Origin of the sequence: Acinetobacter lwoffii, assembly GCF_022809915.1 — a bacterium.
Lineage (GTDB): Bacteria > Pseudomonadota > Gammaproteobacteria > Pseudomonadales > Moraxellaceae > Acinetobacter > Acinetobacter lwoffii_M.
Window position 1 is genome coordinate 149093 of sequence record NZ_JALGQY010000002.1, and the last position, 14578, is coordinate 163670.

At 41.1% G+C, this 14578-nt stretch carries 9 protein-coding genes; 5 read left to right on the forward strand and 4 right to left on the reverse strand.

The window, feature by feature from the left end; all coding sequences use genetic code 11:
- Positions 1 to 591 precede the first annotated feature (591 nt).
- Positions 592 to 2118, forward strand: a complete 1527-nt coding sequence (locus MTX11_RS02290; protein WP_004278405.1) for a fumarate hydratase — start codon at positions 592 to 594, stop codon at positions 2116 to 2118.
- A 67-nt stretch (positions 2119 to 2185) separates the two neighbouring features.
- On the opposite strand, the gene MTX11_RS02295 is transcribed toward MTX11_RS02290, so the two are convergent.
- The 4 genes from MTX11_RS02295 to tig all read right to left on the reverse strand — a co-directional run bounded on the left by MTX11_RS02295 (position 2186) and on the right by tig (position 6544).
- Positions 2186 to 2902, reverse strand: coding sequence for a DUF2846 domain-containing protein (locus MTX11_RS02295; protein ID WP_004729543.1), 717 nt, complete (start codon positions 2900 to 2902; stop codon positions 2186 to 2188).
- A gap of 170 nt (positions 2903 to 3072) precedes the next feature.
- Positions 3073 to 4383: an ATP-dependent protease ATP-binding subunit ClpX gene (gene clpX / locus MTX11_RS02300; protein WP_004278407.1), complete on the reverse strand. Its 1311-nt coding sequence runs from the start codon at positions 4381 to 4383 to the stop codon at positions 3073 to 3075.
- Positions 4384 to 4412: 29 nt separating this feature from the next.
- The gene (gene clpP / locus MTX11_RS02305) at positions 4413 to 5018 is read right to left on the reverse strand and encodes an ATP-dependent Clp endopeptidase proteolytic subunit ClpP (RefSeq protein WP_004647427.1); all 606 of its coding nucleotides are present in this window, start codon (positions 5016 to 5018) and stop codon (positions 4413 to 4415) included.
- A gap of 194 nt (positions 5019 to 5212) precedes the next feature.
- Positions 5213 to 6544: a trigger factor gene (gene tig / locus MTX11_RS02310; RefSeq protein ID WP_243474252.1), complete on the reverse strand. Its 1332-nt coding sequence runs from the start codon at positions 6542 to 6544 to the stop codon at positions 5213 to 5215.
- Between the two features lie 266 nt (positions 6545 to 6810).
- On the opposite strand from tig, the gene MTX11_RS02315 reads away from it, so the two are divergent.
- From MTX11_RS02315 to leuA, 4 genes are all read left to right on the forward strand, one after another.
- Positions 6811 to 9012, forward strand: coding sequence for a TonB-dependent receptor domain-containing protein (locus MTX11_RS02315; protein WP_243474253.1), 2202 nt, complete (start codon positions 6811 to 6813; stop codon positions 9010 to 9012).
- A gap of 308 nt (positions 9013 to 9320) precedes the next feature.
- Entirely contained in the window at positions 9321 to 11606 is a 2286-nt protein-coding gene (locus tag MTX11_RS02320; protein WP_243474254.1) for a TonB-dependent receptor, read from the forward strand.
- A gap of 71 nt (positions 11607 to 11677) precedes the next feature.
- The gene (locus MTX11_RS02325) at positions 11678 to 12361 is read left to right on the forward strand and encodes a Fe2+-dependent dioxygenase (RefSeq protein WP_243474255.1); all 684 of its coding nucleotides are present in this window, start codon (positions 11678 to 11680) and stop codon (positions 12359 to 12361) included.
- A gap of 427 nt (positions 12362 to 12788) precedes the next feature.
- Positions 12789 to 14486 carry a 2-isopropylmalate synthase gene (gene leuA / locus MTX11_RS02330; RefSeq protein ID WP_005250679.1) on the forward strand — a complete coding sequence of 566 codons (1698 nt, stop codon included), beginning with the start codon at positions 12789 to 12791 and terminating at the stop codon, positions 14484 to 14486.
- Positions 14487 to 14578: the final 92 nt, after the last annotated feature.

Below are 14578 nucleotides of genomic sequence, written 5' to 3' on the forward strand. Positions count from 1 at the left end.
ATAGGAAAGATACTTTTTAAATTTGAGTTTTCAAATGTTTTTATAGTTTGATGAACTGGATTTGAAGATTTGAAGATTTGAAGATTTGAAGATTTGAAGATTTGAAGATTTGAAGATTTGAAGATTTGAAGATAGCTTAATTCTTTGAGATTTTAAAATAGGAGAAAGAAGATAAGCTTAGGCTTGCTCTTCTTTCTGACCATACATCCAAGTTGCAGCGATATATACACAAAAACCAGCTGCCATCAAAATACCTGTAACCATTGTTAGGATCTCCCGTTTCAATAGCTGCATTATGTAAAAGTTTTATGACAGTTATATGACAATCTGGTTTTTTATTAAATTTTAAATAAACAATAAAATTCAAATACTTAACATAAAATCAGAAAAATTATGCGTATTTTTCATCTAAAATATGACACTGAATATGACAACTTGCTGTCATATTTGACCCATTGAATAGCTAAAGTCCTTGCTCAGATTGCTTAAACTATAAACTTTCGGCCAATGCTCGCCCAAAATGCCCACAACCCGATTCTTTTGTCTTATAATTTAGCCCGCTAGCTATCAGCCCGCTCAAGAGATATTTGTATGACAACTATTATCAAGCAAGATGACTTGATCACATCGGTTAAAGATGCGCTTCAGTTCATTTCTTACTATCACCCACAAGACTTTATCCAAGCGATGAGCCGTGCGTATGATCGTGAAGAGAACAAAGCTGCTAAAGATGCGATCGCACAAATCTTAATTAACTCACGCATGTGTGCAGAAGGCCACCGCCCAATCTGTCAAGATACCGGTATCGTCAACGTATTTGTTGAAGTGGGCATGGACGTTAAATTCGATTTAACCATGAGTTTGGATGATGCAATCAATGAAGGCGTACGTCAGGGTTATTTAGAAAACTCGAACGTGCTTCGTGCATCAGTTCTAGCCGATCCTGCATTTGGTCGTAAAAATACCAAAGACAACACTCCTGCCGTGATTTACCACAAGCTTGTGCCTGGTAATAAAGTAGATATCACTGTGGCAGCCAAAGGTGGCGGTTCAGAAAACAAATCTAAACTGGCAATGTTAAACCCATCTGATTCAATCGTGGATTGGGTACTGAAAACTGTTCCAACCATGGGTGCAGGCTGGTGTCCACCAGGTATGCTGGGAATCGGGATCGGTGGTACTGCTGAAAAAGCCATGATGCTTGCCAAAGAAGCATTGATGGAAGAGATCAACATGGACGAATTGCTTCGTCGTGGTCCACAAAGCAAAATGGAAGAGCTTCGTATCGAAATCTTCGAAAAAGTAAATGCTTTGGGTATTGGTGCACAAGGTCTTGGCGGTTTAACCACTGTACTTGATATTAAAATCAAAGATTATCCATGTCATGCTGCAGGTAAACCAGTTGGTATGATCCCGAACTGTGCTGCGACTCGTCATGCACACTTCCAGTTAGATGGTACAGGTGTTGCACATATTCAAGCACCTAAACTTGAAGACTACCCTGCTGTGACTTGGGATTCTTCATCTTCTAAACGTGTTGACCTTGACACGATTACCCAAGAAGAAATGAATAGCTGGAAACCAGGCGATACACTTCTTCTTAACGGTACAATCTATACAGGTCGTGATGCTGCACACAAACGTATGGTCGACATGCTGAACAACGGTGAAGAACTTCCTGTTGATCTGAAAGGCAAGTTTATCTACTACGTTGGCCCTGTTGATCCAGTCGGCGACGAAGTTGTAGGCCCTGCTGGCCCAACAACGGCTACGCGTATGGATAAATTTACGCGTCAAGTTCTTGAAGCAACTGGCATGTTCGGCATGATCGGTAAAGCAGACCGTGGTCCTGCTGCCGTTGAAGCCATTAAAGACAACCAGGCAACTTACCTGATGGCTGTCGGTGGTGCTGCTTACCTCGTGTCTAAAGCTATTCGCGAAGCTGAAGTGGTTGCCTTTGCTGACCTAGGCATGGAAGCAATTTACAAGTTTGTGGTAAAAGATATGCCGGTATCTGTAGCGGTTGATGTGAATGGTACTTCTATTCACGCGACTGCACCTAAAATCTGGCAAGCAAAAATTGGTAAGATTCCAGTAGTTGACGCTGCTGCGGGCTAATTAAATCTGTATAAAAAAGCACCCATTCAGGGTGCTTTTTTATTATATTTTCTCAATAAAATGTCAATTACCAAGTCCGTGGATCCCAAAGTTTAAAAGGTGCTTTTAGCTGTACATCCAATGATGGATCATAAGCAGTCGGTTCAATTTTTTGGGCTTTTTTACGAATCTGGCCAGTTTCCTGATCTTGTGCCACGAAGTTAAAACTGTCTGATTTTAGCTGAGTAAAAGCAATTTCATTCAGACCAACTTTTTCCGGCATCAGCATGAGTGGCCCTGAAACACTCCGGCGTGTACTGATATTCTCTTCATCATATTTAATAAAATAAGACTGTCCCGCTTCGACAGTAAAATCCAGATATTTAGGTTTCTGGAAATGCAGCGCGCCTAGCGGTCGACTGGTACTCAAACGATAGGTCCCTGCAGGCACTTCAATCCAGTAATAATGGTTGTGCAATAAGCTTGGAATATGTTCTTGATTAATAAATAGGCTGGCAGCAACAATTTCCTGACGATTCCATTTAGAATCGGGCCGGTATAAATACACGATGGCGGCTTCATCATGCTGCGGTTTCACCGTCTGAAACTGGTTGCCCTGCTTTTGATTGACCCAACCGCCAATGGTGAACATGCCGATACGATGCTGCTCGACAAAGCCCGGTTTTTTTTCAAGATCGATATTTTTTAAAGTGCTGAGTGGCTGTGTAGGCTCAACGACGGCTTTCTTACCATGACACCCCAGCAATGCCAAACTGCTGATGAGTACAATTGCGACTCCACGCATGCTTATCCCTCACTGCGTCTTTATTCTTTTGTATGCAAGTGCTTTGCGATTTGTTTTTTATAAGTTTTAGGCATCCACGCCTAGTGAATCAGATTAACACCGAGCTTTATTTTTGGAAATAAAAAACGTGCGAAAACACGGAGTTTTCGCACGTTTCGGACGAATAGCAATTAAGCGGATTTGCTATTCACGACCTTTAAATCTATTTTTGTCGCAGTCTCTTGCTGATCATGTGGCTGACGCTCGGCACGGTATTCCGGCTCTGCTTCACCTTTAATCACGGCTTCATTGATGACGACAGTGCCGACATCGCTACGGCTTGGCAAGTCATACATGGTTTCCAGCAATGAATTTTCTAGGATCGAACGTAGACCACGTGCACCTGTATTACGCTCAACTGCTTTCTTAGCCACTGCACGTAATGCCGATTCTTCAAAAACCAGATCCACATCTTCCATATCAAATAGATGTTGATACTGACGGGTCAAAGCGTTCTTCGGCTCAGTCAGAATCTGCATCAGTGCTTCTTCATCCAACTCGTCTAAAGTGGCAATCACTGGCAAACGACCAATAAATTCTGGAATCAAACCAAATTTTACCAGATCAGTTGCTTCAACTTGACGGAACAAGTCGGACAGTTTCTTGGTTTCATCTTTTTTACGCACTTCTGCAGTAAAGCCGATGCCACCTTTTTCCTGACGCTGCTGCACAATTTTCTCAAGTCCTGAGAATGCACCACCACAGATAAACAGGATGTTCGAGGTATCAATCTGAATGAATTCCTGCTGCGGATGCTTACGTCCACCTTGTGGCGGAATTGATGCAACCGTGCCTTCAATCATTTTCAATAATGCTTGCTGAACGCCTTCACCCGATACATCACGCGTGATGGATGGGTTTTCAGACTTGCGGGTAATCTTGTCGATTTCATCGATATAGATAATCCCCTTTTGCGCTTTTTCGACATCGTAATCTGCTTTTTGCAAAAGCTTCTGTACGATGTTTTCTACATCTTCACCCACATAACCGGCTTCGGTCAGTGTCGTTGCATCTGCCATGGCAAATGGAACATCAAGAAGACGTGCCAGCGTTTGTGCAAGCAAGGTTTTGCCCGATCCTGTCGGACCAACCAACATAATATTACTTTTTGAAAGCTCGACTGAATCATCAGCTTTCTTGCCATTATTTTGCACTTTCAAGCGCTTGTAATGGTTATAGACCGCAACTGACAAGGTTTTTTTCGCGACGTCCTGACCAATCACATATTGATCCAAGGCCGCACGAATTTCATGCGGTTTCGGCAAAGGACGATTGGCCCAGTCATTGGTTTCCACCTGCTGACTGGTTTGAACCAAATCTAAGCATACGTCCACACATTCGTTACAAATGTATGCGTCCTCGCCTGCAATCAGCTTCCCGACTTCAGACTGCGTTTTACCGCAAAATGAACAATGCTTTTGTCCTTGAGGATGTTCGGACATATTTACTCCACTATCTCAATCTTTAAAACTTATGGACGTTTAGTTAAAACTTCGTCCACAAGACCGTATTCTTTCGCTTGCTGAGCAGTCATAAAGTTGTCACGGTCTGTATCACGTGCAACTTTCTCATAATCCTGACCGCTGTGTTCAGCCATTAAACGGTTTAAACGCTCTTTAATAAACAGGATCTCACGCGCATGAATTTCAATATCTGAAGCCTGACCACGGAAACCACCCAATGGTTGGTGAATCATGACACGGGCATTTTCAAGGCAATAACGCTTACCTTTGGTACCGGCATTCAGCAGGAACGCACCCATTGATGCTGCCTGACCCATGCAGTACGTTACGACATCTGGTTTGATAAACTGCATGGTGTCATAAATCGCCATACCTGCAGTTACCGAACCGCCTGGTGAATTGATATATAGATGAATATCTTTATCTGGATTTTCCGCCTCTAAAAACAACATTTGCGCAACGATCAGGTTCGCCATGTTGTCTTCAACTTCGCCCGTCATAAAAATTACACGTTCACGCAAAAGGCGTGAATAAATATCAAAAGAACGCTCACCACGAGAGGATTGTTCTACCACCATTGGCACTAAAGCGTTTTCAATCGTTGGAACATACATACGTTTATTTATTCCTAAATTTTTTGTGACCTAACCCATAATCACAATATGAGGGATAATCACTGAAATTGCAAAAAATTCGCCAACAAATCCATTATATTTTTTGCATTAGTTTTGTGAAAAACAGAAATGCTTTTTTCAGGCATCAATATGAAAAAAAGGCGCATTAAGCGCCTTTTTTATCGAAAGCTAAATTAGCCTTGTTGACGAGCTTGCTGCTCTTTCAATAAGTCTTCATAGCTTACAGTCGCATCAGTTACTTTAGCAGAAGCCAAAATGTAATCAACAACTTGGTCTTCTAGTACAACTGCTTCGATTTGGGCACGTTGTTGCGCATCGTTTTTGAAGTATTCAATTACTTCGTTTGGATCTTCATAAGAAGAAGCCATGTCTTCGATGTACGCTTCAACGCGTGCAGCATCTACTTCAATTTTCGCATCAGCTAAAACACGGCTTACAAGTACGCCAAGTTTTACAGATTTTTCAGCTTGTTCTTTGAACAATTCGTCTGGAAGCATGCTTGAATCAAATGCTTTCGCACCTTGAGCACCAAACTGCTGTGTGAACTGCTGGATCATTTGTTGACGTTGACGGTCAATTTCTTGAGCAAGCATAGTAGCTGGAAGTTCAACTTCGTTTGCAGCAACTAATGCATCGAAAGTCGCGCCTTTAACCTGGTTGCGAAGGCCATTCTTCACTTCACGTTCCATGTTTTTACGAACGTCAGCTTTTAACTTCTCAACGCCTTCTTCTTCAGATACACCGAAGATTTTCAGGAATTCAGCATCGATTTCTGGAAGTTTTTGTTTTTCAACAAGCTTCACAGTGATTTTGAATTGAGCTTGTTTACCAGCAAGGTTTTCAGCTTGGTAGTCTTCAGGGAAAGTTACATCAATCACTTTCTCTTCGCCTTTCTTCATACCAACGATACCGTCTTCGAAGCCAGGGATCATACGACCAGAACCTAGAACAAGTTTGAAGTCTTCCGCAGAACCACCTTCAAATTTTTCGCCGTCGATTGAACCTTCGAAATCAAAAGTTACTTGCATGTCTTTTTTAGCCATGCCTTTTGTTTCAGCCCAAGCAGCACGTTGTTTTTGAAGATTTTCAATCATCTTCTCAACATCTTTGTCATTTACTTCAGCTGCTTTACGCTCAACTTCCAAGCCGTCGAATTTCACTTCGATTTCTGGATAAACTTCAACAGTCGCTTCATAAACTAAAGCGTCGTCTTTCATTTCAGTTTTTTCGATGTTTGGCATGCCCACAGCATTGATTTTTTCTTGCTGGATCGCTTCGAAAACTGTGTCACGAATAATATCGTTTACTACTTCTTGGTAGATACCCGCGCCGTATTCACGACGAACTACGTTTACAGGCACTTTACCTGGACGGAAGCCGTTGATCTTCGCAGTTTTAGCAGTGCGTTTTAAACGAGCTTCAAATTGCTCATTAATACGGCTCGTCGGTACAGAAACATTTAAACGACGGGCAACGCCCGAAACCGCTTCAGAAGTTACTTGCATGGCTTCCTCTATATATTAGGTTATAACAGGTTTATAAAAATGTGCCACATTATATGACAACATTTAAGGATATACAAAAAATACGCGCGAGTTCCAGTTTTTAAGCCCTTTTTTTATTTGAATTGCCATCTTTCCAGATGCCCAGTCAACCCAATTTAAATGGAGAAAATGTATATTTTTATTGCAAATGATAAACACTATCATTAATATCCAGTTTCTTATTTGAGCAACAATACTAATTTATTCTTCGGTTCGGGAATTTGGTCATGCATAGTTTTAGTCTTCGTCCACTTACATTGGCAATTCTTGGGGTTACAGCAACATCTGCTTTCGCAGAGACTGTGAACGAGACAGCGACTCCTACAACAACACATCAAATGTCTACGATTGTGGTTTCAGCGGCGGGATATGAACAGAAAATTAAAGATGCTCCAGCATCTATTACAGTTCTAACAGAAGAAGATTTTAAAACTAAACGCATTACTTCTATCGCTGATGCTCTTGCTGATGTAGAGGGTGTCGATGTTTCACCAGAAGCAGGTAAGACTGGCGGTTTAAATATTCGTATCCGTGGTATGAGTCCAGAATATACTTTAATTCTTATTGATGGACGTCGCCAAAATAGTACCGGCGATATTTCACCAAACGGTTTTGGTGAGACAAATAATAATTTTATTCCACCTATTTCTGCAATTGAACGGATTGAAGTGATTAAAGGCCCAGCTTCTACACTTTATGGTTCAGATGCTATGGGGGGTGTAGTCAATATTATTACTAAAAAAGTGGCTGATACTTGGACAGGTTCTGTAACTTTAGATGGAACGCTCAATCCAAATTATTCAGACTTCGGCAACCAACGTAGCATTGATTTTTATGGTTCTGGCCCTTTGATAAAAGACTTATTGGGTCTTCAGATTAGAGCTAAACATTGGGAACGTGATGAGTCTTCAATTACTCAAAATATTGACGAGGGAGAGTCTTTAAGTGGTGGCCAAAGCCCTGCCGAAGGTAAGATGGACACTATCGGCGCACGTCTAACCTTAACGCCTACAAGCGATCATGATATTTCTTTAGATATTGAATCTCAACGCCAAACATATGAAAACCCAAGTATTTCTTCTGGTTTCCAGTTAGGCACTGTAGGTGCAAATGGTGGTTATGCAGACACCATGGAATTCAATCGTGACAAGTATGTTGCTGCACATCAATGGCGCAATACGATTGGTACTCTAGATAACAGTTTAACTTACAATACTAGTGAAACTGTAGGACGTTTAATTCCGTCGCGTGCTCAAGCAGGCTCTTTAGAAGAAAACCCTCGTTTATTAGAAAGTGAAGATTTAATTTTCGATACTAAATTCACAACTCAAGCTATTGATGGACATAATATTACCCTAGGTGGTCAATGGTGGGATGCAAGTATTAAAGATGGTTTACGTGTCAACAAAGAAGTGAGTTTTGACCAACTCGGCTTATTTGCAGAAGATACTTGGGCACTTAATGATTCGTTAGCACTTACACTTGGTTTACGCTTTGACGAACATAGTACTTTTGGTGACTTTTGGACACCACGTGCTTACTTAGTGTGGAACGCAAATGAAAATTGGACATTCAAAGGTGGTTATAGTGAAGGTTATAAAGCCCCACGTCTAGAACGTCTTACTGATGGTATTTACAACGTAAGTGGGCAAGGTCGAACACCTACCTTTGGTAATCCAAATTTAAAACCTGAAACAAGTAACAACTTTGAAATTGGTACTTATTTTTCTAGTAATACTAACTTTGATTTTAATATCACAGCTTTCTACAGTGAAATTGAAAATAAAATTATTACAGGCTTACCTGAATTCCGTTGCGATGCCAATATAAATAAAGCTGATTGTGAAGCATTTATGGCAAGTGTCGGTACACCTTGGTTAATGCAAAGTGGTGATACAGGTACTCGTGGCTGGAATGTTGCTCGTCCAGTAAATGCTCAAAAAGCAGAAATGTATGGTATCGAAACGGGTTTCAACTGGGATTTTGCCCCGGATTGGAAACTTAATGCCAACTATACTTGGACAGAAACTGAGATTAAAGATTCTGAACTAGGTAATCCATCATTTACAGATACACCTAAACATATTGCAAATGCCACTTTAAGATGGCAAGCCGCTGATCAACTGCAATTATGGGCACGTGGTGAGTATCGTAGTGAACGTGACCGTTATCCTGGGCAAGTTTATGACAACTTAAGCGCTACCGATCAAAAAGTATTCAATACTTTAGGAGACTTTAAAGGTTATGCCTTAATGCACCTTGGTACAAATTATACGGTAAATGATAATTGGGATTTAGGCGTAGCTTTATATAACGTTTTCGATAAAGACTTTAATAAATATATGTCAATTGCAGACGGTGCATATAATGAATATGTAAACACCCAAGAAGGTCGCCGTGTTCAACTCAGCACTACTTTTAAATTCTAATTAAACTATTAAATTAAACCCTGCCTTGGCAGGGTTTTTTCTTATTGTGCGATCAACACTTTCCAAAATATTACTAATTTATGCCCTTCTATAGACATCATTATTCTCAATAAAAATTTAATAATCAGATTAATTTTTCAATATTTATTAAAATCAAAAACTTAAGTAGATATTGTTATATCATTACATTTAAAAACTCATTTAATATTTTCTTAAAGATCATGAATTCCCATGATAAAAAGATAAAAATAAAAACAAGAATCATTATTATTCGCATACATTTTTAGTATTCATTTATTAGGTTCAACATGACCTTCATTAAAACACGTAAAAAAATCGTTTCCTCTGCAATTGTTTCATCTTTATCAATGGTAGCTGGATCTGCGATGGCCGAAGAACAGGTGATCCAGTTAGAAACTATTCATCAAGAGGTTAAAGCTGAACAAGCACCCAGCTTAAAAGTAGATCAATCTGCGAATAGCAAATTTGTAGCGCCTTTACTCGACACCCCAAAGTCAGTTTCAGTAATTTCAAAACAGCTGATTGCAGATACCCAAGTGACGACTTTAGCTGATGCACTGCGTACAGTTCCGGGGATTACCTTGGGTGCAGGTGAAGGTGGTAATCCGAATGGTGACCGTCCATTTATTCGTGGTTATAACTCTGAAAGCTCGATGTATGTAGACGGCGTTCGTAATGCCACCTCACAAAACCGTGAAATGTTTGCGGTAGAACAAGTTGAAGTGACCAAAGGTTCTGCTTCTGCCATGGGCGGTGCAGGTACCACTGGCGGTAGCATTAACATGATTTCTAAAGTCGCTAAAGCGGGCGATTTTCTAGAAGGTTCGGTCGCTGGCGGCACTGACAATTATCAACGTATTACTTTAGATGGTAACAAAGACTTTGGTAATGGTATTGCGGCACGTGTTGCAGTCATGGGGCATCAAAATGAAAAAGCAGGCCAGAAAGACGGTGCAGAATATAAACGTGCCGGTATTGCACCGAGTATTAGCTTTGGTCTGGACACCCCTACTCGCGCGACTTTAAGTTATTACTATTTAAAAACCGATGACACACCTGATTCAGGTATTCCTTATAACAATCCATTTGCGCTCACAAATGCAAATGTAGGATTGAATGGCAACGGCAAGCCAATTGATATTAAACAAGGTCAATATTATGGCTGGAAAGATCGTGATTTCCAGAAACAGGAAAATCAGTCAGGAACGCTTAAATTAGAACATGATCTGACGGACAACTTAACGATTAGCAATACGGCAGTGTATAACACGTCTAAAAATGATTACCTTTGGACAAACCCAGATGATTCAAGAGGTAACTTCTTACTGAATGGTAATGTCTGGGCACGTGCCAACTCACGTGTGGCAGATACTGATGCTTTTACCGACCAACTTGCTTTAACCGGTAAATTTAATACAGGCATGCTTAAACATAATTTTAATCTAGGTGCCGAATATTCAGACCAAGAAACTGACCGTACCCAATACATTATCGATGGTGTTAACGCTACAGGTAATGTACACAATGCCTGTAACGCTGGTGATATTACTTCGGGCTGGTGTACTTCGGTACAGAACCCAAACCGTGGGCCATGGACAGGTACATTAAGTACCAATGGTGCCGACCAGTACAATATTCAAAGCAAATCAAAGTCTGTTTATTTCCTGAATAGTATTGAATTCACCCCTCAGTGGCTTTTAGATTTAGGCGTACGTTGGGATGACTACTCAACTGAGCAAACCATGCTTGCAGGTCGTTTTAATACTACGACTCCAGCAGGAACAATTGTTAAACTTGAAAATGATAAAGACTTTATCAACTATCAAGCTGGCCTGACCTTTAAACCTGTTGAAAATGGCAGTATCTATGCAAGTTATGCGACTTCGTCTAATCCAGTCGGTGTAGATGGTGGCGATGGTTCTGAAGGGATTACAGCTGCAATTAACAACCTAAAGCCTGAAGAAGTCCGGAACATGGAGTTAGGAACCAAATGGGATGTCTTGAATGATAAGCTCAACCTGACTGCAGCTATTTTCCGTACAGAAAAAACCAATACTCGTGCGACCGGAGATGATGGCACTACAAGTAATATTGGTGAAACTCGTGTCGATGGCATTGAGCTTGGTGTAAATGGCAACATCACGGATAAATGGGCTGTATCTGCGGGTTATACTTATTTAGACAGTGAGTTAGTTGATGGTGGTTATGAAAATATTGGCACTACAGCAGCTCCAATCTACATTTCCAATAGAAGTAATGGTAATCAGGTTCAAAACGTCGCGAAAAACAGTGCAACCCTTTGGACTACTTATGCAGTAACTCCTGCTTTAACCCTAGGTGCTGGTGCCGTCGCAATGGATAAAGTCTATGGTAATGCTACTAATACCAAGTTTGTACCAGGCTATGTTCGCTATGATGCCATGGCACGTTATAACGTGAATAAAAACGTTGATTTACAATTGAACGTCAACAACCTGTCTGATGAACGTTATTTCACAAAAGCCTATTCATCTCACTATGCGACCGAAGCAGAAGGTCGTAGTGCAGTGTTAGCAGTCAACTTTAAATATTAATTCAATGCAACCGCATAGCCTCCTGATGGGGGCTATGTTATTTTTAAAAGACGATTATTCAGGGGTTTCTCGTGCTGCATCATATTCCAAATGTACTGAACAAAGAACAGGTGCAATATTTCCGTGAGGAGATGAAGAAGATTGAGTGGGTCAATGGCAAAGTCACCGCGGGTACACTCTCTGCCAGCGTGAAACAGAATCAGCAATTACCTGAAGATCATCCCCTGACCCAGCATTTAAGTACGATCATTCTTGAATCGCTGGGACAGCATGCTCTGTTTTTATCGGCAGCGATTCCGCTGGATATCATTCCCCCGCTTTTTAACCGCTATGAAAATAATGAAGCTTTCGGCTTTCATGTCGACAATTCGATTCGCCGGATTCGCGGCAGCAATGAACGCCTTAGAACGGATTTATCCTGTACGGTTTTCTTGAGTGAACCTGAAGAATACGTCGGTGGTGAACTGGTGGTCGAAGACACTTACGGTTATCACGAAGTGAAACTTCCTGCCGGTGATATGATTCTGTATCCGTCGACCAGCCTGCATGAAGTCACGCCAATCACTGCCGGTTGTCGAATTGCTTCATTTTTTTGGGTACAAAGCATGATCCGTGATGATGCAGAACGGCATATGCTGTTTAATCTGGATCAGAGTATTCAAAACCTGAGAATGCAGCTGGGTGATCAGCATGCAGAAGTTATGAAACTGACCAATCTGTATCATAATTTAATGCGTAAATGGGCTGAACTTTAAAAGAGGCTCTGTCTTCAATGATCTTTGGAAATCACTGGATTTATTTTTTATCAAAATATACTGCGTTATGGCACTATTGAACGTAATAAATAACGCATTATGTCCAAATCAAGAAAATATAAAATACGATATTTAAAATAAGTGAAAATATTTTTCAACACTTAAACTTTATAAGAAAATCTTTATTACCATACGACTAAAATCCATAAAAATAGCAAAAACTTTTCGGGATAAGTGGATTAAACTTTAAATTATAAGTAAGGCATTTAGTGCATTTGGTAGAGCTAAACCACCAATATTTAGACCATATTTCAGGTTTGAACCAGACTGTCACTAAAACCCAATGAATAGACAAAATCTATGCCGCTGACCCACGCACCGCTTTAACCAAGATTACGGTACCCAAGTTAGCATAAGGAGCTCTCTCATGATGTTGGCTGATCCAAGTAAAAAATACCGTCGCATGTATCAACGTGTGGACTTACCAGACCGTCAATGGCCGAACAATGAAATCAACAAAGCGCCAATCTGGATGAGTACTGACCTGCGTGACGGTAACCAAGCGATCTTTGAGCCAATGAACATGGAGCAGAAATTCAAGATGTTCCAGATGCTGGTCAAAATCGGTTTCAAGCATATTGAAATCGGCTTCCCCTCAGCATCGCAAATTGACTTCGATTTCACCCGTAAATTGATTGAAGAAGGTCATATTCCAGATGACGTTTATATCGAGGTATTGGTTCAGGCACGTGATCATTTGATTCAACGTACCTTTGAATCTTTACAAGGCGCAAAACGTGCCATTGTACATATCTATAATTCCAACTCGCCGACATTCCGCAACAAAGTCTTAAATGTTGATGTAGAAGGTGCAAAACAGTTAGCCATTAATGCTGCACAGAAAGTAAAAGAATATGCCGCAAAACAGCCGGAAACTGAATTTGTATTTCAGTACAGCCCGGAATGTTTTACTGCAACCGAATTAGAAGTTGCAAAAGATGTCTGCGATGCCGTCACTGAAATCTGGGAAGCATCACCGACCAATAAAGTCATTTTGAACTTGCCTGCAACCGTAGAAGTTTCAGGACCACACATCTATGCCGATCAAATCGAATGGATGCACCGTAACATTCAGCGTCGTGACGGCGTAATCATTTCAGTTCACTGTCATAATGACCGTGGCTGTGGCATTGCTGCTTCTGAATTGGCAATTATGGCTGGTGCTGACCGGGTCGAAGGTTGTGTATTTGGTAATGGCGAACGTACCGGTAACGTCGACGTGGCTGCGATTGCCTTGAACATGTACACTCAAGGTGTAGCACCAAACTTAGACTTCTCCAACATCAATGAAATCATTGCGACTGTGGAAGAATGTACTGGTTTACCTGTGCACCCGCGTCATCCATATGCCGGCGATTTGGTCTTCACTGCATTCTCGGGTTCGCATCAGGATGCGATCAAAAAAGGTTTTGAGTTCCAGAAAAACGAAGAAATCTGGGATATGCCGTACTTGCCAATCGACCCGAAAGATTTGGGACGTGACTATGACGCCGTGATCCGTGTGAATTCACAGTCAGGTAAAGGTGGTATTGCCTACTTGTTAGAATCGAACTACAACGTGATCTTGCCGCGTCGTTTACAGATTGAATTCTCTCAGATCGTACAAAAGCGTACCGATGAACAAGGCACTGAAATCAGCGCGACCGAAATCTGGAAGTTGTTCAAGGAAACCTATGTGGATGCTAAAAACGTTCACTATTCTGCGAAAAACTATAAATTGTCGGATGACAATGGCAATCAGGTGATTGAGCTTGATCTTGAAATTGATGGCCAGTCACGTCGTGTTCGTGGTGAAGGCAATGGTCCAATTTCTGCGATTTTGGATGCACTTCAGTTGCCGATTGATGTCGTAAACTATGAAGAGCGCAGCATCAGTTCTGGCGCCCATGCCAAAGCCTTGGCCTTGATCGAACTTCAGGTGAAAGGTACCGGTAAATCTGCCTTTGGTGCAGGAGTACATGACAACATCGTGACCTCTTCTATCGAAGCAATTATTGCCTCGACCAACCGTCTGATTGATCAGGGTGTTTTAAGCACTGATCAGGTGATTGCTGCTGCGGTCTAAACGGCGGTATTAGAATTTGCGATAATTCATAGCACTAAAATGACTTTAGAAGGATACCGGCAAATGGTATCCTTTTATTATTCATACTAAAG